This window comes from Rhodanobacter sp. sgz306013, from assembly GCF_057031145.1.
Genome location: NZ_JBXCIJ010000005.1, coordinates 72,740 through 93,649 on the forward strand (window position 1 = coordinate 72,740; position 20,910 = coordinate 93,649).

Annotated in this window: 23 protein-coding genes; 12 read left to right on the forward strand and 11 right to left on the reverse strand. The window is 67.2% G+C overall.

The annotated features are described in order from the left end of the window. Positions 1-5: 5 nt before the first annotated feature. From AC2EWF_RS16685 to AC2EWF_RS16715, 7 genes are all read right to left on the reverse strand, one after another. Complete coding sequence (locus tag AC2EWF_RS16685) at positions 6-1,211, reverse strand: ABC transporter permease (RefSeq protein ID WP_483640516.1); 1,206 nt, start codon at positions 1,209-1,211, stop codon at positions 6-8. Beyond that, positions 1,208-1,942, reverse strand: coding sequence for an ABC transporter ATP-binding protein (locus AC2EWF_RS16690; RefSeq protein ID WP_483640517.1), 735 nt, complete (start codon positions 1,940-1,942; stop codon positions 1,208-1,210). Before AC2EWF_RS16690 ends, AC2EWF_RS16685 begins: the two co-directional genes overlap by 4 nt. Continuing rightward, entirely contained in the window at positions 1,939-2,112 is a 174-nt protein-coding gene (locus AC2EWF_RS16695) for a hypothetical protein (protein WP_483640518.1), read from the reverse strand. The genes AC2EWF_RS16690 and AC2EWF_RS16695 overlap by 4 nt, the downstream gene beginning before the upstream one ends. Next, on the reverse strand, positions 2,109-3,680 hold the full coding sequence (locus AC2EWF_RS16700) for an alpha/beta fold hydrolase (RefSeq protein ID WP_483640519.1): 1,572 nt from the start codon (positions 3,678-3,680) through the stop codon (positions 2,109-2,111). Before AC2EWF_RS16700 ends, AC2EWF_RS16695 begins: the two co-directional genes overlap by 4 nt. Beyond that, positions 3,677-3,877, reverse strand: a complete 201-nt coding sequence (locus tag AC2EWF_RS16705; RefSeq protein ID WP_483640520.1) for a helix-turn-helix transcriptional regulator — start codon at positions 3,875-3,877, stop codon at positions 3,677-3,679. The genes AC2EWF_RS16700 and AC2EWF_RS16705 overlap by 4 nt, the downstream gene beginning before the upstream one ends. Positions 3,878-3,964: 87 nt before the next feature. After that, a complete protein-coding gene (locus AC2EWF_RS16710) occupies positions 3,965-4,561 on the reverse strand; it encodes a hypothetical protein (RefSeq protein ID WP_483640521.1) in 597 nt (198 codons plus the stop codon). After that, a complete protein-coding gene (locus AC2EWF_RS16715; RefSeq protein WP_483640522.1) occupies positions 4,558-5,514 on the reverse strand; it encodes an alpha/beta fold hydrolase in 957 nt (318 codons plus the stop codon). The genes AC2EWF_RS16710 and AC2EWF_RS16715 overlap by 4 nt, the downstream gene beginning before the upstream one ends. Before the next feature lie 633 nt (positions 5,515-6,147). Here AC2EWF_RS16715 and AC2EWF_RS16720 point away from each other — a divergent pair. The 4 genes from AC2EWF_RS16720 to AC2EWF_RS16735 are packed head-to-tail and all read left to right on the forward strand — an operon-like array spanning position 6,148 to position 11,375. Beyond that, positions 6,148-6,699 carry a fimbrial protein gene (locus AC2EWF_RS16720; protein WP_483640523.1) on the forward strand — a complete coding sequence of 184 codons (552 nt, stop codon included), beginning with the start codon at positions 6,148-6,150 and terminating at the stop codon, positions 6,697-6,699. 10 nt (positions 6,700-6,709) lie between these two features. After that, positions 6,710-7,540 carry a fimbrial biogenesis chaperone gene (locus AC2EWF_RS16725; protein WP_483640524.1) on the forward strand — a complete coding sequence of 277 codons (831 nt, stop codon included), beginning with the start codon at positions 6,710-6,712 and terminating at the stop codon, positions 7,538-7,540. Between the two features lie 14 nt (positions 7,541-7,554). Next, complete coding sequence (locus tag AC2EWF_RS16730) at positions 7,555-10,296, forward strand: fimbria/pilus outer membrane usher protein (protein ID WP_483640525.1); 2,742 nt, start codon at positions 7,555-7,557, stop codon at positions 10,294-10,296. Beyond that, positions 10,293-11,375, forward strand: a complete 1,083-nt coding sequence (locus tag AC2EWF_RS16735; protein WP_483640526.1) for a fimbrial protein — start codon at positions 10,293-10,295, stop codon at positions 11,373-11,375. Before AC2EWF_RS16730 ends, AC2EWF_RS16735 begins: the two co-directional genes overlap by 4 nt. A 75-nt stretch (positions 11,376-11,450) precedes the next feature. Here the strand turns inward: AC2EWF_RS16735 and AC2EWF_RS16740 are convergent, their stop codons facing one another. Beyond that, positions 11,451-11,807 (reverse strand): hypothetical protein, encoded by a 357-nt coding sequence (locus AC2EWF_RS16740; RefSeq protein ID WP_483640527.1) that lies wholly within the window; start codon positions 11,805-11,807, stop codon positions 11,451-11,453. Positions 11,808-12,096: 289 nt separating this feature from the next. Beyond that, on the reverse strand, positions 12,097-12,843 hold the full coding sequence (locus AC2EWF_RS16745) for an FAD-binding oxidoreductase (RefSeq protein WP_483640528.1): 747 nt from the start codon (positions 12,841-12,843) through the stop codon (positions 12,097-12,099). A 96-nt stretch (positions 12,844-12,939) separates the two neighbouring features. Between AC2EWF_RS16745 and AC2EWF_RS16750 the strand changes: the two genes are divergently transcribed. The 3 genes from AC2EWF_RS16750 to rluF all read left to right on the forward strand — a co-directional run bounded on the left by AC2EWF_RS16750 (position 12,940) and on the right by rluF (position 15,475). After that, positions 12,940-13,884, forward strand: coding sequence for an ABC transporter ATP-binding protein (locus AC2EWF_RS16750; protein WP_483640529.1), 945 nt, complete (start codon positions 12,940-12,942; stop codon positions 13,882-13,884). Beyond that, entirely contained in the window at positions 13,881-14,660 is a 780-nt protein-coding gene (locus tag AC2EWF_RS16755; protein ID WP_483640530.1) for an ABC transporter permease, read from the forward strand. Before AC2EWF_RS16750 ends, AC2EWF_RS16755 begins: the two co-directional genes overlap by 4 nt. A gap of 95 nt (positions 14,661-14,755) precedes the next feature. Next, on the forward strand, positions 14,756-15,475 hold the full coding sequence (gene rluF, locus AC2EWF_RS16760) for a 23S rRNA pseudouridine(2604) synthase RluF (RefSeq protein WP_483640531.1): 720 nt from the start codon (positions 14,756-14,758) through the stop codon (positions 15,473-15,475). A 77-nt stretch (positions 15,476-15,552) separates the two neighbouring features. Here the strand turns inward: rluF and tsaD are convergent, their stop codons facing one another. Next, positions 15,553-16,575: a tRNA (adenosine(37)-N6)-threonylcarbamoyltransferase complex transferase subunit TsaD gene (gene tsaD, locus AC2EWF_RS16765; protein WP_483640680.1), complete on the reverse strand. Its 1,023-nt coding sequence runs from the start codon at positions 16,573-16,575 to the stop codon at positions 15,553-15,555. Positions 16,576-16,711: 136 nt separating this feature from the next. Between tsaD and rpsU the strand changes: the two genes are divergently transcribed. Both rpsU and AC2EWF_RS16775 read left to right on the forward strand, forming a co-directional pair. Next, complete coding sequence (rpsU, locus tag AC2EWF_RS16770; protein WP_077483322.1) at positions 16,712-16,927, forward strand: 30S ribosomal protein S21; 216 nt, start codon at positions 16,712-16,714, stop codon at positions 16,925-16,927. 183 nt (positions 16,928-17,110) lie between these two features. Further along, positions 17,111-17,557 (forward strand): GatB/YqeY domain-containing protein, encoded by a 447-nt coding sequence (locus AC2EWF_RS16775; protein ID WP_483640532.1) that lies wholly within the window; start codon positions 17,111-17,113, stop codon positions 17,555-17,557. Here AC2EWF_RS16775 and AC2EWF_RS16780 read toward each other — a convergent pair. Continuing rightward, positions 17,554-17,829 carry a hypothetical protein gene (locus AC2EWF_RS16780; RefSeq protein WP_483640533.1) on the reverse strand — a complete coding sequence of 92 codons (276 nt, stop codon included), beginning with the start codon at positions 17,827-17,829 and terminating at the stop codon, positions 17,554-17,556. The genes AC2EWF_RS16775 and AC2EWF_RS16780 overlap by 4 nt on opposite strands. A gap of 190 nt (positions 17,830-18,019) precedes the next feature. Between AC2EWF_RS16780 and AC2EWF_RS16785 the strand changes: the two genes are divergently transcribed. The 3 genes from AC2EWF_RS16785 to AC2EWF_RS16795 all read left to right on the forward strand — a co-directional run bounded on the left by AC2EWF_RS16785 (position 18,020) and on the right by AC2EWF_RS16795 (position 20,823). Further along, the gene (locus AC2EWF_RS16785) at positions 18,020-18,190 is read left to right on the forward strand and encodes a DUF1328 domain-containing protein (protein ID WP_483640534.1); all 171 of its coding nucleotides are present in this window, start codon (positions 18,020-18,022) and stop codon (positions 18,188-18,190) included. 127 nt (positions 18,191-18,317) lie between these two features. Continuing rightward, positions 18,318-20,105 carry a DNA primase gene (gene dnaG, locus AC2EWF_RS16790; protein WP_483640535.1) on the forward strand — a complete coding sequence of 596 codons (1,788 nt, stop codon included), beginning with the start codon at positions 18,318-18,320 and terminating at the stop codon, positions 20,103-20,105. Between the two features lie 97 nt (positions 20,106-20,202). Next, positions 20,203-20,823: a DedA family protein gene (locus tag AC2EWF_RS16795; protein ID WP_483640536.1), complete on the forward strand. Its 621-nt coding sequence runs from the start codon at positions 20,203-20,205 to the stop codon at positions 20,821-20,823. Positions 20,824-20,910 lie beyond the last annotated feature (87 nt).

The window sequence follows — 20,910 nt, forward strand, 5'->3', positions numbered from 1 at the left end:
AAGCATCAACCCGATATGGCCAGCCGCTCCGAACGGTACAGTTGCGCGGTGACGCCCGCGGCAACCAGCGCCGCCGCCAGCGTGCCGGCGAGGCACAGCAGCAGCTGCTCGCCGCCGACGCCGTCGCCGCGCAGCTGCTGCATGATGCCGAGGTTCTGGCCCAGCAGCGGCACCGCGTACATCCACGCCTGCGCCTTGATCGGCAGGAAGGCCAGCAGGGCGCTGGGGATCAGCGGCACCATCATCAGCAGCGAAATGTAGGTCTGCGCCTCGCGGTAGCTCTTGGCGAACGCCGCCACCAGGGTCTGCAGCGCGGCCAGCAGCATCACCAGCGGCAGCATCAGCAGCAGCACCGTGCCCGCGAAGTGCCAGCCCAGGTCCAGCTCCATCCCCAGCTTTTCGGCGGGAATGAGGCGGCCCACCACCGCAAACGCCAGCAGGGTGATCGCCAGGCTGGCCAGCGAGAAGGTGCAGATCGCCGCGAGCTTGCCGACGAGGATCTTCCAGCGCGCCACCGGATTGGCGAACAGCGGTTCCAGCGACTGCCGCTCCCGCTCGCCCGCGGTGAGGTCGATCGCCAGGTACATGCCGCCCATGAAAAGGGTAATCACGAAGAAGTACGGCAGCATCGCGAACAGCAGCACCGCACGGGACTGCGGCGTGGCCTGGTCGCGCCTGGCCACCTGCACCGGCCACGCCGTACTCGGCGACAGGCCACGCGCCACCAGCCGCATCGCGCCTTGCTGCCGGGCATAGGTTTCCACGAGCTTGCCCAGCCGCTCCACCGCGCTGTCGGTATCCCGCCGCGAGGAGTCGTAGAACATCTCCACCTGCACCGGCTCGCCCTTGCGCCAGGCCTTGCCGTAATCCGCCGCGATGCGCAGCACTACGTCGGCGTCCTGCTTGCGCACGGCCAGGCCCGGGTCGGCCACTGGCGGCGCCGGCACGATGCCGCCCTCCTTCAGCGCGTCGACCAGGTGCGGCGCGTATGACGCCCCGATCACCGGCACGTGCAGCGGCTGGTCGGCCTTGTCCAGTTGCTGGTTGATCTGCACGTTGACCAGCATCACGAACAACAGCGGACCCAGCAGCGGGCCGGTGAGGAAGGCGCTGGTCAGGGTGCGGCGGTCGCGCAGATTTTCGCGCACTTCCTTCAGGTACACGGTGAGCACGGCGCCAGCGCGGCGTGCCTCGGAAACGACGGCGTTCATGCGGCGAGGCCCTCCTCGCTGCCGATGATCTTCACGAAGGCATCCTCCAGGTTGGTTTCGCCGGTCTGCGCACGCAGCGCGTCCGGCGTTTCGTCGGCCACCACACGGCCATGCGCTATCACCACGATGCGATCACACAGCGCCGCTACCTCCTGCATGATGTGGCTGGAGAACAGCACGCAACGCCCCTCGCCCTTGAGCTGCTGCATGAAGCGGCGCAGACCGCGCGTAGCCATCACGTCGAGGCCGTTGGTGGGCTCGTCCAGGATCACGTTGCGCGGATCGTGGATCAGCGCGCGGGCGATCGCGGTCTTCACCCGCTGCCCCTGCGAGAAGCCCTCGGTGCGGCGATCGAGGATGTCGCGCATCTCCAGCGCATCGACCAGCGCTTCGCGGCGTGCGTGCAGCTCGGCTTCGCCGACGCCTTGCAGGCGGGCGAAGTACTCGATGTTCTCGCGTGCGGTGAGCCGCTTGTATAGGCCGCGCGCGTCGGGCAGCACGCCGAGGCGGCGGCGTACCGCCAGCGGATCGGCCGCGGCGTCGATGCCGTCCACCAGCACCTGGCCGCGGTCCGGCGTCATCAGCGTGTAGAGCATGCGCAGCGTGGTGGTCTTGCCGGCGCCGTTGGGGCCGAGCAGCCCGGTGATCTCGCCGTCGCGGGCGGCGAAGCCGACGCCGTCCACAGCCTTCACCGTGCCGAACGCCTTGTGCAGGTCCCTGACTTCGATCACGAGAGCTCACTCCGGTGGATGCAGGCGTCCGCGCGGGCCGCCTGCATCGAAAGCGTGGCCAGCAGCGGCAGCAGGACGACGGTGAGGAACACCGGTGCCTTGAGCGCGGCGGCCGCGACCATCCCAGCCGCCCACAACACGGCGTTTGCCAGTACGTAAGGTCTTTTCATGGCGTAGCTCCGTTGAAGTCGACGAAGAATGGCGTGGCCCGCAGGCGATCCAGGCAGCCGGCGTCCAGCGCTTTCGGATCGGGATGCTCGACGAAGCGCTGCACCAGCTGCGGCCCGCATCCCGCCGCCATCACGCTGTGGCCCTGGCCCTTGAACAGCAGCACGCGCGCGTTGGCCAGGTGTTTCGCCACCTCGTCGGCGTAGCGTGGCGGCGTGACCGGGTCGTACTGGCCGGCTAGCAGCAGCACCGGCTTGGCAGTCCTGAGCGGCTGGTGGAAACCCGCCGGCCGCGCGCCCTTGGGCCACACCGAACAGATCGCCTTGTAGGCGTCCATCATGCGGGTGCCCAGCAAGGTGTCCGCGTCCTGCGGGCGTGGCGTGAGCAGGTCGGCATCTTCGCTGCACATCACCGAGTAGGACATGCCGCTGCCGGCGAGGTCGGCCATGTCCACGGTCAGCAGCTTGGCCTGGCCGAGCAGCGGCCCCACGTCCCCATGCGCGGCCGCGTCGATGGACAACGGCAGCAGCGCGGCGGTGGGCGGCGTATAGGCGAACATGCGCACCACGCTGACCAGGGAGTCCTCGCTCAATACGCGCTGCACCGTCCGGTAGGTCTCGGGATCGCGGAAGCTGACCGGATGCGGGTTGGCGCGCAAGGCGTCGCGCAGCTGGGTCAGCGTCTGGTACGGCTTGCCGAAACGCTGCTTGCAGGCGGCGTCGGCGTCGCAGCGCGCGAACTGCGCCTTCAGCGCGTCGTCGAGATTGCGCGCGAAGTCCTCGCCCAGCACCACGCTGTTCGGCACCGTGCTGTCCAGCACCATGCTGCGCACCGCGTCGGGATAGCGCCCGAGGTACTGCTGCGCCAGCCGCGTGCCGTAGGACACGCCGACCAGGTCGAACTCGGGCGCGCCCAGCGCGCGGCGCACGTCTTCCAGGTCCTGCACCGCGTCGGTGGTGGTGTAATAGCGCGGATCGGCATGCGTCTCCACTTGCTTCAGGCAGGCTGCCGCCTCGGCGCGCAGCTTGTCGGGGTCGAAGCCGGTGTCGCTGTTCGTCGCGCCCTTGTCGCCGGCCTTGCAGGTGAGCGCGTTGGAGCCGCCGGTGCCGCGCTGATCCACCAGCAGGATGTCGCGGTGCGCGCGCAGCGGCTCCAGCGCCATCGCGATCGGCCCGGCGTATTCGGTGGCTGCCTGCCCCGGACCGCCGGCGAGGAATACCAGCATGTCCCGGTCCGCCACCTGCGCACTCGACCGCAGCACCGCCAGTTTCAGCGCGATCTTGCGGCCCCGCGGCTCGGCGCGGTTCTCCGGCACCGCCAACGAACCGCACCAGGCCGCGGCACTCAGGCCGCTGTTCGGCTGGCCCAGGTCGCAGGCGGCCAGCGTGAGCGAACCCAGTTTCCAGGTACGCGGCGCCGCAGGCTTCACCGCCGGTTGTGCGGAAACGGTGCCCGGCGACGGCGCTGCGCCCTGCTCTGGCGGCTTCTTCCGTGCGGCGTGGTTGGCGGCGAAGATCGCGGTCGCCACGGCCACGATGACGGCCATGCGCTTCCTGGAGTTCATGCTCATGTGTCGCTTCCTGGTTCGAAGATGGATTCGATAGGACGTCCGAACAGCTTCGCGATCCTGAAGGCCAGCGGCAGGCTGGGATCGTACTTGCCGGTCTCGATCGCATTGATCGTCTGCCGCGACACGTCCAGCCGCTCGGCGAGGTCCGCCTGCGACCAGCCCTGCTCGCCGCGCAGTTCGCGCACGTGGTTATTCATGCGCCAGGACAACCTGCCTGGTGCCGCGGCATGCCGGCCGGTGCGTGCCTTGCAGCGCGTGCGCTGCGGGCCGGCAACGTCCGCCGCTCACGCTTCGTCCCCCGGCCTGATGCTGCGGCGGATCGTCAGCACCAGCGCGGACGCCGCCAGCGAAAGGGTCAGGCCGCACAGCAGCCCCCGCTGCCAATCGTCGAGCCGGCTCCAGCCCAGCAAGGCCATCAGGCCGAACGCCGCCGCCGCGATCCACAGTTGCCAGTGCCTGGCGAGGCCGTCGCATTCGCCGCCCCAGTCGCCGCCGTAGCGGCGCCTGGCCCAGGCGCGCCCCATGGTGTAGGTCAGCACCAGCGCCGGCCACACCCAAATCAGGATCGTGCCGTCCAGCTCGACGATGCCCCCTGCGGCCAGGAAGCCACCCGCCAGGCTCAGCGTGCTCACCACCGTAGCCGCCACCGCCAGGCCGATCAGGTGGATGCGCTGCTCCAGTTCGTCGCTGCCCAGCACCAGGCGCACCATCGCGCGCACCACGAACAGCACCGGCACCACCGGCAGCAGCGCCAGCGCGGCTTTCAGCCAGACGTAATGCACCTTCGCCAGCAGTGGCCACAGCAGGAGCATGATCGCGATGTAGGCGATCATCGGCGGCCAGAACTCGCGCTGATAGCGTCGGTGGTGCGAACGGGTCATGGCGACACGCCCGTCGGCAGGGAGTCGAGGAAATCGCCCAGCACCTGCTGGAATTTCGCCGGCTGGTCGAGCATCGCGAAGTGCCGCGACGGCGCGATCGAGACCACCGTGGCGTGCGGCGCGTCCGCCAGCAGCCCCTGGTAGTAGGCGGCCTTCTGCGTCTCGCTGAACTGCAGCGGCGGCTTGGCGAAATCCGGCGCGTAGTACGGCGAGATCTCCAGGATCGGCACGTTCGCCTGCCTGAGCAGGGGGCGATCGTCCGCCGTCATGTCCTCGGCCATGTATTCGGCGGTGGCCGCCGCGTCGCTGCGCGCGTTCATCGGCGCGTAGTGCGCCGCCAGCTCCGGATCGATGGTGCCGACGTGCTCCATGTAGCCCAGCGCCGCCGCCTGGAATTGCGCCGGTGTCATGGCCGCCATCTGGGTGCGCGTGCGCTCGGCGATCGCCCGGCGCTGCTCCGCGCTGACCCGGTCCATGCCGGGGAGGATCGGCAAGCCATCCACCGCCATCACGCCCGCGATCAACGCCGCGTGCTCGCCCGCAAAGCGCAGCGCCAGCGTGCCGCCCAGGCTGTGGCCAACCAGCACCGGTCGGTCGATGTGCCGCTGCTCGATCAGCTGCAGCAGCGAGGCGTCCGCCTGGTCCATCAGCCCGGCCTTGCGCCCCGGCGCCGGCATGCCGTCGAAACCGGCCAGCGTCACCGCGTAGACCACGTGATCCTTTTCCAGCCCGGCGATCGTGCCCTTCCACACCCAGGGCCCGCCCTCCAGTCCGGGGATCAGGATCACTGGCCGCCCCCGCGTGCCGTGCACTTCGAATTTCAAGGTGCCGACCTGGCCGTTCGCTGCAATCACCCCGTGGGCCGACAGCCCTGCCACCCCGCCGATGGCGAACAGGAACGGCACCAGCAGGACGCGAAACACTCTCCCAACCGCATCACGAATCTTGCGCATTGCATTACCCCCTGGATATGTAAAGTGTGCTTTACATGCGCAGCGTAGTGTTGTCGCATCCGTCATGTCAAGCATGCTTTACATTCACTGGGGTTCGCAAAGATCTGCCGGTGCCCAGCCCCGGCGCAGAGCTACCGGCTGGACAACTCATGGTCACTTGTTGACGCCGAAGGCCACCGGCAAAACCTTGGCGGCAGCCGCCTGGGACAAAGGCCACGAGACCGCATTCGGTCGTCGGGATAGCTGCGGTTCAGTGGGCGGTGCCATCCAGCAGCCCCACATCGCGACTGCCCTGGACTGCCACCGATGCGGAAATTGGATGCAGGAAGAGCGAAATTAACGACAATTGGGCTCAAGATGCTCGCCGTATCCCTGCAGCCCACAGTATGGCGCCTCCGTTCACCCGCAACCGCCGTTCATATATGCAACGCGGACCCATGTGGCTTCCGGCGCAATCAGCCTGAAGCCGCTAAAATGCGATGTGCATCACACTTTGGCGCGATCTTTGCTCTCACGAATTCCGACAGCTTGCCTCACCGCCTGTTGGAAAAGTGGCATCGCAAGTCTGCCACGGAGATACCGACAAGCTGTTGCAACCTCGAATCAATGCCCAAGAAACCCAGAGGAAACATCATGACCAAGACGCTACTCTCCACCGCTTTCGCCGCCGTTCTCGGCGCGGTGGCTTTCGTGCCGGCGGCCCAGGCTGCTGCCAACACCGGCACCATCAACATCACCGGCAAGGTGGTCGCTGACACCTGCCAGCTCAATGTCAATGGCGTTAAGAATGGCTCCGTGACGCTGCCCACCGTCACGACGGCGACCTTGAATGCTGCTGTCGGCACCGTCGCAGGCGCCACGGGCTTCAACCTCACCCTTACCAACTGCGATACGACGGCCACCGCGGCGTCGCTGAACTTCACTGGCGCTGCCAACAACGCTACCGACGGCAACCTCACCAACACCGGCACCGCCGGCACCAATGTCGAGGTTCAATTGCTGAATGGCGGCGCCAGCGGCCCCGTCATCAATACGCAAAGCAACGCCAACGCTCCCACCAATATCGCGCTCACCAGCGGCTCGTCGGGCACCATCGCCATGACTGCCCAGTACTACACCAAGGCGGCTTCGGTGACGGCCGGTACGGTCAGCACCAACGCCACCGTTACCTTCTCGTACCAGTAAGCGGCAGCGCGTGCCGCAGCCGCCTCGGCTGCGGCACGCCTTCTCGCCCGGTTTCCGATACCGAACCTGGCGAAGCCCAGCAGGAACCCTCTCGATGAAAAGCCTCTTCTGCACCTTGGGCGCAGCCTTGGCCGCGCTTGTCGTCGGCATCGGCTCGGCCCAGGCCAGTGTCGTCATCGCCGGCACTCGCGTGGTGTTTCCCGCCCAGCAGGGCGAGATCACCGTGCGCCTGACCAACGACGCCGACCGGCCCGCCCTGGTCGAGGCATGGATTGACGACGGCGATGTCAATTCGACACCGGACAACGCCAAGTCGCCCTTCCTGATTACGCCGCCGCTGTTCCGCATGGATGCGCACAAGGATCAGAGCCTGCGGATCATCTACACCCAAGGCTCCCTGCCGCTGCCGAACGACCGCGAATCGCTGTTCGCACTGAATGTGCTGGAAATTCCACCCAAGCCCAGCGGTTCGCAATACGCTGGCCGCAACTATTTGCAGTTCGCGATACGTTCGCGGCTGAAGCTGTTCTATCGCCCGGCCAGCCTGCAGGGCGACCCGCTGAAGGCGCCCGACAAGCTGGTCTTCAAGGCCGCCGATGGCCAGGGCACGGCACTGGAGGCACACAATCCCACGCCGTACTACATCACGATCAGCAAGCTGTCGCTCGACGCTGATGGCAAGGCGATCGACGGGGCCACCGGCATGGTGGCGCCATTCGGCGATCTGCGCCTGCCGCTAAAGGGCCTGGCGCAGGCGCCTGCCAGCGGCACGCCCTTCACCTTCACCACCATTGATGACTACGGCGCGGCCGATGTCCACAAGGGCACCGTGAGGCCGTGATGTCGCGGCGCGCCATGCTCCGCCAGCCGATCGTGCGCCGTGCGGCGCTCGCGGTGGCGTGCGGCCTGGCGCTGGCCGCCGCTATGGCTTGTCCGCGCTCGGCATGGGCCGCCGCTGCCGCTGCGAACGCACCGGCCGCCGCCAGTGCCGAAGGCGGCTTCGCCAACTTCGACCGCAGCATGCTGGCCGGCGCCGGGCGCGGCACGGCCGACCTCTCGCGCTTCGAGCATGGCAACCCCGTGCTGCCCGGCATCTACAACCTCGACGTCTACCTCAACAAGAACTGGGTGGGCCGGATGGACGTATCCTTCGTCGCGCCGTCCGCCGATGCCAATGCCGTACCCTGCGTCACCACCCAATTGCTCGACCGCATGGGCCTGGTGCCCGACAAGGCCCATGCTGCGGCTGCCACGAAGTTGTCGACGCCTGCTTGCGTGGGCCTGGACGAGTTGATTCCCGGCGCCACGATGTCCTTCGACATGTCCAGCCTGCGCATGGATGCCACCGTCCCGCAGGCCTACATGAACCAGCGGCCGCGCGGCTGGGTGAACCCGGCCTCGTGGGACGCGGGCGTGCCCGCGTTCCTGCTCAACTACAACTTCAACAATTACCGCACCACCAATGGTACGCAGAGCCAGGACAGCACCTATCTGGGGCTGCGCTCCGGCTTCAATTTCGGCCTCTGGCAGTTCCGGCAGGACAGCACGGCCTCCCTGCAGTCGGGCACCGGCCAGCCGAGCCGGCGCCACTGGCACAATATCGACGCCTATGTGCAGCGCGCGCTGCCCAAGCTGGACGCCCTGCTGAGCCTGGGCGACAGCTACACCGACGGTGCAGTGTTCGACAGCTACGGCCTGCGCGGCGTGCAACTCGTCACTGACGACCGCATGCTGCCACAGTCGTTGCGCGGCTATGCCCCGGTGGTGCATGGCCTGGCCTACACCAATGCCAAGGTCACGGTGACCCAGAACGGCGTGCAGATCTACCAGACCACCGTTGCCCCCGGCCCGTTCGTGATCAACGATCTCTACCCGACCGGCTACGGCGGCGACCTGATCGTGAACGTAACGGAGGCAGATGGCCGCCAGCACAGCTTCACCGTGCCTTACGCCTCGGTGGCGCAGTTGATGCGGTCCGGCGTCACCCGTTTCGACATCGCCGCCGGCCAGCTGCGCGATACCTCGCTGCAGGATCGGCCGAACGTGATCCAGGCCGCGGTGCAGCACGGCTTCAGCAACTTCCTCACCGGCTACGCCGGCGTGCAAGCCGCGGAAGGTTACGCCGCGGTGCTGCTGGGTGGCGCGCTCAACACGCACTTCGGTGCGCTCGCGCTGGATATCACCCAGGCCCATGCCAGCATCCCGGGCTACGGCACGCACAACGGGCAAAGTTTCCGCGTCAGCTACAGCAAAATCATCCCGGAAACCAATACCTCGCTGACCGTGGCAGCCGACCGCTATTCCACCGGCGGCTTCCTCAGCCTGAGCGACGCCGAAACCGCGCGCGACTACGCCAGGCACGGCATGAACGCGCTGCAATACCAGCCCGCCAATGTGCAGACGATCGACGGCCTGCCCGTGCGGAGCCTGCTTACGCCAACCCAGCTCGCAGCGCTGAACGGAACGGCTTACAGCAACAGCAACCTCTACACCGCGCGCGGCCTGCTGCAGCAGCGCAACCGCTTCACCCTCACGGTCAACCAGCAGTTGGGGCGTAACGGCGGCTCGTTCTACGCCAACGCCTCGATCAACGAATACTGGAACCACCGCGGCAGCGACACGCAGTATCAGATGGGCTACAGCAACCATGTCGGACGCCTGGCTTACAACGTCTCGGTCAGCCGCGGACGCATGGCGCTGGGCGGTTATGACAACCAGGTGTCCTTCAACGCCAGCCTGCCGCTGGGCAGCACCCCGCACGCCCCCAGCATTTCGTTCAATCTCAACCACGACACCAGCAGCGGCAACCAGGAGCAGGCCACCCTCAATGGCACGCTGGGCCAATGGAACCAGTTCACCTACGGCGCCACCTCCTCGCACGGCGGCAATGGTACCGGCAACGCCTACAGCGTGAACGCCGGCTACAACAGCCCCTACGCCACGTTCAACGCGGGCGTCGGCAACGGCAACGGCTACTCGCAGGCCTCCTTCGGTGCCAGCGGTGCGGTGGTCGTCCACGCGGGCGGCATCACTCTCGGCCAGCCGACCGGCGATACCGTCGCCATCGTGCACATGCCCGGCGCGGCAGGGGCGCACATCCTCAATGCACCGGGCCTCAGCGTGGATCACGGCGGCTACGCGCTGGTGCCATACCTCACGCCCTACCAGCTCGACACCATCCAGATCGACCCGCAGGGTCTGCCACTGGGCGTTCAGCTTGACGCCACCAGCGCCGACGTGGCGCCCTATGCGGGCGCGGTGGTGATGGTGAACTTCAAGAGCAAGTTCGGCCACGCACTGATCGCGCGCATCCGCATGCCCGACGGCCAGCCCGCCCCGTTCGGCGCGCAGGTATTCGATGCCAAAAATCAGTCGCTGGGCGTGGTTGGCCAAAACGGACTAGCCCTGCTGCGCGGTGTCGGCCCGAGTGGCAAGCTCAGCGTACAGTGGGACGATGAGCAGGGCGCGGCGCATGCCTGCGCATTTCCCTACGCACTGCCTGAGTCCGGAAAGAACGCGGCGGCCTATCAGCAGATCCAGGCCACCTGCGTCGCAGACCATGCCGCGGCGCAGCCGCAGAAGAAGGGTGGAGCATGACCTTCAGCGCAACCGTCAGCATATCCCCCTGGCATCGGGCGCCGGGACAGCGAGCGACATGCGCTGCCGTCCAGGGCCATGCGCGGCGAGGCGCCGATTCCGGGCGCCAGCTGGCGGCACTCCTGCTGGCCCTGGTTGCGCTGGTTCTGGCTGGTCGTGCCCGCGCTGACTGCTCGGATACCAACAGTCCCGGCGCTGTGACGTTCTCGCCTCCGGGTGGCCAGATCGTCCTGTCCAATACCGGTACTGCCGTAGGCACCATCCTATGGACGTCCTCACAAGCCACTCCTGCAAACTATCCGGTCCTCTACTGTGCCGGTGCCACAAACAATGGCGTCGTCAGCAGCTACGGCCCACCCACGGGCGGCGATCAGACGCTCTATCCGACCAATCTTCCGTGGTTGTCCTTCCGGATCCTGCACCCGGATACTTCCACACCCTTGTCGGCCTACCCGTCCAACCCGTCCGTACCAACAGGCCTTGTTTCTTTCAGCGTGGCTTCCGCCTTGCAGCTGGTGGTGACCGGTGTCATCCCCCAGGGCCAGCAAGGCACCACGCAGCAGATGACCATACCGGCCGGCCAGCTCGCGCAGTGGAATGTCGACATGACGAGCGGCACCAATCCCGTCGAGATATTCAGAATCACCAACATCAACTTCGTGATTCCCACCTGCACGGCGGCCGTCGATCCCACCGTGGTGACGCTTCCCGCTGTCAGCACCTCGGCCTTCACCGGCCCTGGTTCCACGACAGGCCAACAGCCGTTCCAGGTGCAATTGAACTGCGTCTCCGGCGCCAATCTCAGCATTACGCTGAGCACAGCCAATCAATATGGCGGCAAGAATCTGGGTGTAATCAACAACATCACCGGCGCAGGGTACGCAACAAATGTAGGTGTGCAGATCCTCAAATCGGACGGCTCTACCCCTGTTTCCTTCGGCTCGAAAATCCCTGAAGGCCGTACCCAGAATGGCAGCATGAGCCTGCCTTTCTATGCCCGCTACTATCAAAACTCCAGCAGCGGCGTGACAGTCGGCTTGGTCAGTGCCACGGCCACCTATACGCTGACCTATCAGTAGTCGTGGGCCCACTGGGCGCACCGACCGGGTGGTCGGCCACACCTCGAATCGCGCGACGAACGCGCGAGCCCGGTCTCAATCGTAGGTGCGTGTCACCAGGTTCGCCGCCGGCTTGCCGTCAGGCCCTACCGCGTAACTGGCGAAGTAGCCGAGCAGACGATCATGGGCAATGCTCGTCGCGTCGATGGCTTGCACTGTGCGCGAATAGGGTTGGCCAGGATCGGTCGCGGTCCGGCCGCAGACCAGATGGCGGGGTGCCTGGCCGGTCTGCGGCGAAAGCGGGCCGGACAAACCGGTCTGCACCGAATCGGCGGCACAGGTAGGCTCCACCACCGCTCCGGCGAAACCGATCCTTCCTCCGCCACCCGCCCACGCGCTCGACATCGCAAGCGCGACAAGCAGACCGACCACCCAGCGATATCGACCGTTCATGATCCACCTCGCCCGGCACGCGAGAAATCGCGCACCTAGAGAGGCCTGTCGGCACCTCCCCTGTGGACTTGATGGTGTGCGCCGGTCCCACTTGCTGAAATGTGAGTTACATCACATTTCCAAGAATGATCGACCCGCAGACAAGGTCTGGTGAACTGGCGGTGATGGAGACGTCTGCGTCTATGCGGGTTTTATCGACAGTGCGATAACAAACCTGAGCCCCCGGGGCTGCCAAGCCCGAGCCATCCCGGGACACGCAGATTCATCCGGAGCTACCGCGCAGCACGGTTCAACGCGACGAGACGTACTTCTCCCGCCGGATCTGCGGTACCGGCAGGCCGAACTCCTTCAGCGCCGTGAAGGCCGCGTCAACCATGTTGGGGTTGCCGCAGAGATAGGCGATGTCGCGGCCTTCGTGGGGCGCGAGTTCGGCCAGCACGCCCTGCACGTGGCCACTGCGGTCGGAGGCGCGGGGCACAGCGCGCGGCTGGCGGCTGAGGCAGCCGTGGAAGGTGAAGCCGGGGTGGTTCTGGGCAAAGGCCTCGAATTCCTCGCCATAGAGCAGCTCGGTCTCGTTGCGGGCGCCGTACAGCAGCACCACCTCCCGGCCGCCCTTGGCCAGCAGCTGTTCGATCTGCGGCAGCATCGCGCGGTAGGGGGTGACCCCGGTACCGGTGGCCAGCAACAGGTAGCGCGGGTGGACGTCGCCGGCCTGCAGGCAGAAGCGGCCGTAGGGGCCACTGGCCTCGACTACGCCGCCGATCGGCAGCTCGCCCAGCAGCTTCGTCGCCGCGCCACCCTCCACGTAGCTCACCGCGATCTCGACGCGCTGCACCGGCGAGGCGCCGTCGCCGATGGTCGCCACCGAGTAGCTGCGCTTGGTCGGCGTGCCGTCGTCGTAATGGAAGTGGATCTGCAGGAACTGTCCCGGCACGAAAGCCAGCGGCTGGCCGTCCACGCGCTCGAACGCGAGGTGGCGGACGGTGGGCGCCAGCATGCGGCTGTCGACGAGGCGTAGCTGGAAATGGTCGGCCATGGAGCGGGTTCCGGGAAACAGTGCGTACACCCGGCTGCACCGGGGGGCGGAAGTTGGCCCGCTATAATAGAAGGCTCGCCCATTCCGGTGCAGCCCATGAGCCCAGTTCCCGCGCTTGTCGTCGACAACCTGCGCAAGACCTACGGCAACGGCGTGGAGGCCCTCAAGGGCGTCTCGCTGACCGTCCAGCCCGGCGACTTCTTCGCCCTGCTCGGCCCCAACGGGGCCGGCAAGTCCACCCTGATCGGCATCCTGTCTTCCCTGGTGAATTCCAGCGGCGGCGATGCGCAGGTGTTCGGTGTCTCCGTCAACAAGCAGCGCAACGAGGCGATGAAGCTGATCGGCCTGGTGCCACAGGAGATCAACTTCAACCAGTTCGAGAAGCCGTTCGACATCTGCGTCAACGAAGCGGGCTTCTACGGCATCCCGCGCAAGATCGCAGCCCAGCGCGCGGAGAAGTACCTGAAGGAGTTGCGCCTGTGGGACAAGGCGCAGGACCAGGCGCGCATGCTTTCCGGCGGCATGAAGCGGCGCCTGATGATCGCCCGCGCGATGATGAACGAGCCGAGGCTGCTGATCCTCGACGAGCCCACCGCGGGCGTGGACATCGAGATCCGCCGTTCGATGTGGCATTTCATCAGCGGCATCAACGCGGCCGGCACCACGGTGATCCTCACCACGCACTACCTGGAGGAAGCCGAGCAGTTGTGCCGCAACATCGCGATCATCGACCACGGCACGATCGTGGAGAACACCACGATGAAGCAGCTGCTGGCCAAGCTCGACGTGGAGACCTTCGTGTTCGACGTGGCGCACGCGCCGGATGGTCTGCCCACGCTGCCCGGCGTGGCACTGCGCCGCGTGGACGAGCACACGGTGGAGGCCGAGATGGCGCGGACCCACGACCTCAACTCGCTGTTCGCGGCACTCACCGCGCACGGCATCACGGTGACCTCGATGCGCAACAAGACCAACCGGCTGGAGGAGCTGTTCGTGCGGCTTGTGGAACAAGGCCGCAACGGCCAGGAGCTGGCCGCATGAGCAACGCCGCCGCCAACCTGGTCGCCCTTAAAACCATCGTCCGCCGCGAGATCGCGCGCATCCTGCGTATCTGGACCCAGACGCTGATCCCGCCCGCGATCACCATGACGCTGTACTTCGTGATCTTCGGCAAGCTGATCGGCAGCCGCATCGGCACCATCCAGGGCGGCTACACCTACATGCAGTACATCGTGCCGGGCCTGGTGATGATGAGCATCATCACCAACAGCTACGGCAACATCTCCAGTTCGTTCTTCGGCGCCAAGTTCAGCCGCGCGGTGGAGGAGATGCTGGTGTCGCCGATGCCGAACTGGGTGATCCTCACCGGCTACGTGACCGGCGCGGTGGTGCGTGGCCTCGCGGTGGGCGTGCTGGTGCTGTGCATCGCGCTGTTCTTCACCTCGCTGCACGTCCAGCACCCGCTGATTACCTTCGCCTCGGTGTTGCTGGGCTCGGTGATCTTCTCGCTGGCCGGCTTCGTCAACGCGGTGTACGCGAAGAAGTTCGACGACATCGCCCTGGTGCCCACCTTCATCCTCACCCCGCTTACCTACCTCGGCGGCGTCTTCTACTCGATCCAGATGCTGGGCGAGCCCTGGCAGGCGATCTCGCGGATCAACCCGATCCTGTACATGGTCAACGCATTCCGCTACGGCGTGCTCGGCATCAGCGACGTGCACGTGGGTGTGGCGTTCGTGGTGATGCTGGGCTTCGTGGTCGCGCTCGCCGCGTTCGGGCTGCAACTGCTCAAGCGCGGCGTGGGCCTGCGCTCGTGAGGGCGCCGTAGGAGCGCACCCTGTGCGCGATGGCTTTTGCCACAAACCGCAGCGAGCTTTCGCGCACAGGGTGCGCTCCCACATCGAGGTGGCAAGTGCGCGTCAACAAGTACATCAGCGAAGCCGGGCTGTGCTCGCGCCGCGAGGCGGACGAGTGGCTGGCGGCCGGACGCGTCACCATCAATGGCGAGGTCGTCGGCACCGGCGCCAAGGCGCTGGAGGGCGACGAGGTGCGCGTGGACGGCGAGCTGGTCAAGGCGCGCATCCTCGCCGCCACGCCGGCCGCGAAGAAGGCGGTCTACATTGCGCTGAACAAGCCGGTAGGCATCACCTGCACCACCGATCCGGCGGTGCAGGACAACATCGTGGATTTCGTCGACCATCCGCAGCGCATCTTCCCGGTCGGCCGGCTGGACAAGGACTCGGAAGGCCTGATCCTGCTCACCAGCAACGGCGACATCGTCAACGAGATCCTGCGCGCGGAGAACCACCACGAGAAGGAATACCTGGTGGCGGTGAACAAACCGGTCACCGACGAATTCCTCGCCGGGATGGCCAGGGGCGTGCGCGTGCACGGCCAGATGACCCGGCCATGCAAGGTACGCAAGATCGCCAAATTCGGCTTCGCCATCGTGCTCACCCAGGGCCTGAACCGGCAGATCCGCCTGATGGCGGCCGCATTCGGCTACCGCGTCACCCAGCTCCGCCGGGTGCGCATCGTCAACGTGAAGCTGGGGCATCTCAAGCCGGGGCAGTGGCGCAACCTCACCGACGCGGAGCTGAAGGGCCTGCTGCCCGGCCGCACGCAGTGGTGAGACGCCATTTGAAGAGTGCAGCCAAGGATGGCCGCCCGTTTGATTTCTGCGATCACGGGTGATCGCAAGGTGTGGCCTCAGGCCGCCGGCAAGTCCTCGAGATTCCAGCGCGGGCGCACCTCGACCGCCTCGCCCTGATGCTGGCCGCTGGCCAGCCGGATCGCGCCGGCCAGCGCGATCATGGCGCCGTTGTCGGTGCAGAACGCGAGGCGCGGGAAATAGGTGCGGAAGCCATCCTTCTCGCCCGCCGCGGCCAGTTCCGCACGCAGGCGGCGATTCGCGCCCACGCCGCCGGCGATCACCAGCCGCGATGTGCCAGTGGCTTGCAGCGCGCGGCGGCACTTGATCAGCAAGGTGTCGACGATCGCCTCCTCGAAACCGCGGGCGATGTCCGCCCGGGTCTGTTCGCCCTGGTCGGAGTGCTGCCAGGCCAGCAGCACCTGGGTCTTCAACCCCGAGAAGCTGAAATCCAGTCCGGGACGGTCGGTCATCGGGCGGGAGAAGCGGAACACGCCGGGGCGGCCCTGCTCGGCCAGCCTGGCCAACGCCGGTCCGCCGGGATACGGCAAGCCCATCAGCTTGGCGGTCTTGTCGAAGGCCTCGCCGGCGGCGTCGTCCAGGGTGTCGCCCAGGATGCGGTAGTCGCCGATCGCCCTCACCTCGACCAGCAGGGAATGCCCGCCAGAGACCAGCAAGGCCACGAATGGCGGCTTCGGCGGGTCATCCTCGAGCAGAGGAGCCAGCAGGTGGCCCTCCATGTGGTGCACCCCGATGGCCGGCACCCCCAGGGCCCAGGCCAGCGCCCGCCCGGCCGCCGCCCCCACCAGAAGCGCCCCGACCAGGCCGGGACCGGCGGTGTAGGCCACCCCGCCAAGGTCGGCGGGCTGCAGCCCGGCCTGCTTCAAGGCCTCGCGGGCCAACGGCAACAGCTTGCGCACATGGTCGCGGCTGGCCAGTTCCGGCACGACCCCGCCGTAGTCGGCATGCAGCCTGACCTGGCTGTAGAGGGCGTGGGCCAGCAGGCCCTTGCCTGGCGCCTGCGGCTCCCAGCGCAGGATCGCCACGCCAGTCTCGTCGCAGGACGATTCGATACCCAGCACAGGCCTGCCCGTCACGGACGGGCGGGATTCGGCTGAGGGTTGCGGCTTTGAAAATCTGTCGTCAGACACGGTATACTTCGCGGCTCGCCGTATTCAACAGTCCCGGAAGCGGGACAGATTACCACCCGGAGTATCCATGCCCAACGTCAAAGTCCGCGAGAACGAGCCGTTCGAAATCGCGCTGCGTCGTTTCAAGCGTACCTGCGAGAAGGCCGGTGTCCTGGCCGAGACCCGCAAGCGCGAGTTCTACGAAAAGCCGACCCAGGAGCGCAAGCGCAAGCGTGCCGCCGCGGTGAAGCGCCACCTGCGCCGCCTGTCGCGCGACGTCTCGCGCAAGACCCGGCTGTACTGAGTTCCCGGTTCCGCCGGTACCCGGCGGACGGCGGCGTGTTCGCGCCGCACGCTCAGCAACACGGTTGGCGCGGTCCCTCGCAGCCACCGCACGCATCCGGATACGAAGGCCGGTGTTGCCGCAAGGCAACGCCGGCCTTGCTGTTTCCGTAAAATCGACCGCCCGCCCACCGGAAGGCCCGCCATGACGCTCAAACAGCAGCTCACCGACGACATGAAGGCCGCCATGCGCGGCGGCGACAAGCATCGCCTCGGCGTGATCCGGCTGGTGCTGGCTGCGATCAAGCAGCGCGAAGTGGATGAGCGGATCGAACTGGACGACGCCCAGGCTCTCGCCGTGCTGGAAAAGATGCTCAAGCAGCGCCGCGACTCGGTGAGCCAGTACGCCGCCGCCGGCCGCGAGGACCTGGCCGATGTCGAGCGCGCCGAGATGACGGTGATTGAGGCCTACCTGCCCACCCTGCTCGATCCGGCGGAACTGGATGCACTGATCGCCGCGGCCATCGCCGCCACCGGCGCCAGCTCGCCGCGCGACATGGGCAAGGTGGTGGCAGCGGTGAAGGAAAAGGCCGCCGGCCGCGCCGACATGGCCCAGGTCTCGGCCATCATCAAGTCGAAGCTGACGGGCTAGCGCCAGCGCATCGAGTACGCGAACAGCAGCACCAGCAGCAGGCCGGCCACCACGGCCGCCGCCAGCCCGCATCGACGCCGGCACAGCGTCTGCCAATTGGGCCGATCCAGGAACCAGCGTCCCGAGGCGGGGCTGCGCAGCACGGCGAGGCTGGCCAGTTGCTGCCAGGCAAAGTCCACGCGCGCGCCCAGTTCCTCCGCGCTGCGCGCACTGTCCACCGCGAGCGCACCGGCCCGTTCGAACGCGCGCACGATGGCGCGCTGCCTGCGCATCCGCATCACCGTCAACAGCATCACCGCCCCTCGAATCGATCGCCGCCGCAGCTTGCCGGGGGCGGTGGCCCGGCGCAAGCCGGATGCATTGCGTTCACGAACGTGCCGCTACAAGCACGGGGTCGCGGGCATCCCCACCCCCGGCCACTTCCCGTTCCACGCCACGGATCGTCAGCCGCAGGAGTAGCGCATGCTCAAGTGGGCCATCATCTTCGCCATCATCTCACTGGTCACCGGCCTGCTCGGTTTCCGCGGCATCGCCGGCGTGACCGGCACCATCGCCCGGCTCCTGTTCGCGATCTTCCTGATCCTGTTCCTGATCGCCGTGCTGGCCGTGATCGGGGTGTTCCACATCCTCTGACCCCCTGCGCTGCGGGGGCCTGCATGCGTGCCGCGACGCGACTTGGCTGCCCGCGCCCCGGGCGGCGGAGCAGCAGCCCCTTTGCGTTCCTGCCATCCGCGCTTCCAGCCTCTAAACTACGGGGCTTATGCGTGGCCTGATCCCGGACAGCTTCATCGACGAACTGCTTGCCCGCGTCGACATCGTCGACGTGATCGAGCGGCGCGTGCCTTTGAAGAAGGCCGGACGCGAATGGACCGCCTGCTGCCCGTTCCACGACGAACGCACGCCCTCGTTCTACGTCAGCCCGGCCAAGCAGTTTTTCCACTGCTTCGGCTGCGGCGCACACGGCAGCGCGATCAAGTTCCTGATGGACTACGAGCGGCTGGAGTTCCCCGACGCGGTGGAGGAGCTGGCGCAGTCGGTGGGCCTCACCGTGCCGCGCGAGGGCGGCCGCGACGAACGCCCGCGCGAGGAAAAGACCGACCTCTACGCTCTGCTCGACGCCTGCACGACCTGGTACCAGGAACAGCTCCCGCGCAGTGCCGAGGCACAGGCCTACTGCAGGAAGCGCGGGCTGGACGCCGGCACCATCGCCCGCTTCCGCCTCGGCTGGGCGCCGGCCGGCTACGACGGCGTGACCAAGGCGCTGGGCAACAGCCCGCGGCGGATGGAGCTGCTGGCCGAGACCGGCATGGTCTCCACCGGCGAGCGCGGCAGCAAGTACGATCGCTTCCGCGAGCGGCTGATGTTCCCCATCCTCGACCGCCGCGGGCGGGTGATCGCATTCGGCGGCAGGATCATCCAGAAGCCTGGCGACGGATCGCCGGCCCCGGATCCCGGCGCGCAGGACGCGCGCAAAAGCGACGGGCCCAAATACCTCAACTCGCCGGAAACCCCGCTGTTCCACAAGGGCCGCGAGCTGTTCGCACTGTGGCAGGTGAAGCAGGCCAACGCGAACCTGCAGCGCATCGTGGTGGTGGAGGGCTACATGGACGTGATCGCGCTGCACCAGGCCGGCCTGCCGATCGCGGTGGCCACGCTGGGCACCGCCACCACGCCCGAGCACACCGAGCTGCTGTTCCGCGCCGCGCCCGACGTGGTGTTCTGTTTCGACGGCGACCGTGCCGGGCGCGCCGCCGCCTGGAAAGCGCTGGACGCCGCGCTCCCACGGCTGCGCGACGGCCGGCAGGCGTATTTCCTGTTCCTGCCCGAGGGCGAGGATCCGGACACCTTGGTGCGCAAGGAAGGCAAGGCCGGCTTCGAGCAGCGCCTGAAGCACGCCACGCCCCTGTCCGACTACTTCTTCGACGAACTGGCGCGCGATGTGGACATGGCCAGCCTCGACGGCCGGGCGCGCCTCGCCGAGCGTGCCCGGCCGCTGATCGCCCGGCTGCCCGACGGCGCGTTCCGCGACCTGATGGCGCAGGAACTGGAAAAACGCAGCGGCGCCAGCGCGCGCCTGCAGGCTGACCCCGCCACGCATCGCGCGGTGCAGCGGCCGACAACCGCTCAGCGTTCGCTGGTGCGCAGCGCGATCGCCCTGCTGCTCGCCCAGCCCGGCATGGCCGACCAGGTGGAGAGGCCCTACCGGTTCCTGCGCCTGGACAAGCCCGGCGTAGCCCTGCTCGCGGAGCTCCTGGACCTCGCACGCAGCCGCCCCGGCATCAACCCCGCGATGCTGGTGGAGCATTTCGCCGAACGCGCGGAATACCCCGCGCTGCAAAAACTCATGGCCACTGCAGTGGTGGGCGAACCGGAGGCGCAGCGCACGGAGTTCCTGGATGCACTGGCGCGCATGGACGAACAGGCCGTGGCGCTGCGCCGCGAAGCGCTGCACGTGAAGATGCGCAGCGGTCCGCTCGACGACGCCGAGAAAGCCGAGCTGCGCGAGCTGCTGGCTGCGCGCGTGCGACCGGTCGCCGCGTCGGACTGATCGCGCATGTCGAACAAACCCCGCATTGCGGAAAGCTTGTCGCGGACGGGTATGGGATCATGCCGTGACGCATGCCGCATGCCCCGCAGGGACGCCGATGGATCTGCTTGAACGACTGGTCACGATCTTCGCCGAGAACGGCTACGCCGCGGTATGGATCGCGCTGACGATCTGCGGCCTCGGCCTGCCGCTGCCGGAGGACGTGACCCTGGTCGCCGGCGGCGTGATCGCCGGGCTGGGCTACGCCAACGTGCACGCGATGTTCGCCCTGTGCATGGTCGGCGTGCTGCTGGGTGACGCCACCGTGTTCCTGCTCGGCCGCCGCTACGGCGAGGCCATGCTGAAGTGGCGCTGGATCGCCCGAGTGCTCCCGCCGGAACGCTTCGAGGTGGTGCAGCACAAGTTCGCGCGCTATGGCAACCGCGTACTGTTCGTCGCCCGCTTCCTGCCCGGCATGCGCACCACCATCTATCTTTCCGCCGGCGCCACACGGCGGGTATCGCTGCTGCGCTTCCTGCTGATCGACGCCATCGCCGCGCTGATCAGCGTGCCGGTATGGGTGTACCTAGGCTATTTCGGCGCCGACAACCACGTATGGCTGATGAAGTGGATGCAACGCGGACAGAACAGCATGTGGCTGCTGTTCGTCCTTGTGCTGCTGTGCATACTGTGGCTGTGGTGGCGGCATCGCCGCCGGAGCATCACCCTGGACGACTGAGAGCTCTGCACCTGCACCTGCGCCGGCTCGCGCGAGCCGATGACTTCCCGCACTGGTACCTGCATGGTCGACGCGCTGAACTGCCGA

Excerpts from the sequence above, each read along its gene's own strand:
- AC2EWF_RS16785 (WP_483640534.1), top strand. The coding sequence starts at position 18,020 with ATGCTCAAGTGGGCCATCATCTTCGCCATCATCTCACTGGTCACCGGC.
- AC2EWF_RS16710 (WP_483640521.1), bottom strand. The coding sequence starts at position 4,561 with ATGACCCGTTCGCACCACCGACGCTATCAGCGCGAGTTCTGGCCGCCG.
- AC2EWF_RS16705 (WP_483640520.1), bottom strand. The coding sequence starts at position 3,877 with ATGAATAACCACGTGCGCGAACTGCGCGGCGAGCAGGGCTGGTCGCAG.
- AC2EWF_RS16700 (WP_483640519.1), bottom strand. The coding sequence starts at position 3,680 with ATGAGCATGAACTCCAGGAAGCGCATGGCCGTCATCGTGGCCGTGGCG.
- dnaG (WP_483640535.1), top strand. The coding sequence starts at position 18,318 with ATGCGTGGCCTGATCCCGGACAGCTTCATCGACGAACTGCTTGCCCGC.
- AC2EWF_RS16750 (WP_483640529.1), top strand. The coding sequence starts at position 12,940 with ATGAGCCCAGTTCCCGCGCTTGTCGTCGACAACCTGCGCAAGACCTAC.
- AC2EWF_RS16740 (WP_483640527.1), bottom strand. The coding sequence starts at position 11,807 with ATGAACGGTCGATATCGCTGGGTGGTCGGTCTGCTTGTCGCGCTTGCG.
- AC2EWF_RS16715 (WP_483640522.1), bottom strand. The coding sequence starts at position 5,514 with ATGCGCAAGATTCGTGATGCGGTTGGGAGAGTGTTTCGCGTCCTGCTG.
- AC2EWF_RS16720 (WP_483640523.1), top strand. The coding sequence starts at position 6,148 with ATGACCAAGACGCTACTCTCCACCGCTTTCGCCGCCGTTCTCGGCGCG.
- AC2EWF_RS16775 (WP_483640532.1), top strand. The coding sequence starts at position 17,111 with ATGACGCTCAAACAGCAGCTCACCGACGACATGAAGGCCGCCATGCGC.
- AC2EWF_RS16745 (WP_483640528.1), bottom strand. The coding sequence starts at position 12,843 with ATGGCCGACCATTTCCAGCTACGCCTCGTCGACAGCCGCATGCTGGCG.
- AC2EWF_RS16755 (WP_483640530.1), top strand. The coding sequence starts at position 13,881 with ATGAGCAACGCCGCCGCCAACCTGGTCGCCCTTAAAACCATCGTCCGC.
- rpsU (WP_077483322.1), top strand. The coding sequence starts at position 16,712 with ATGCCCAACGTCAAAGTCCGCGAGAACGAGCCGTTCGAAATCGCGCTG.
- AC2EWF_RS16730 (WP_483640525.1), top strand. The coding sequence starts at position 7,555 with ATGCTCCGCCAGCCGATCGTGCGCCGTGCGGCGCTCGCGGTGGCGTGC.
- AC2EWF_RS16735 (WP_483640526.1), top strand. The coding sequence starts at position 10,293 with ATGACCTTCAGCGCAACCGTCAGCATATCCCCCTGGCATCGGGCGCCG.
- AC2EWF_RS16695 (WP_483640518.1), bottom strand. The coding sequence starts at position 2,112 with ATGAAAAGACCTTACGTACTGGCAAACGCCGTGTTGTGGGCGGCTGGG.
- AC2EWF_RS16795 (WP_483640536.1), top strand. The coding sequence starts at position 20,203 with ATGGATCTGCTTGAACGACTGGTCACGATCTTCGCCGAGAACGGCTAC.
- AC2EWF_RS16780 (WP_483640533.1), bottom strand. The coding sequence starts at position 17,829 with ATGCGCAGGCAGCGCGCCATCGTGCGCGCGTTCGAACGGGCCGGTGCG.
- AC2EWF_RS16685 (WP_483640516.1), bottom strand. The coding sequence starts at position 1,211 with ATGAACGCCGTCGTTTCCGAGGCACGCCGCGCTGGCGCCGTGCTCACC.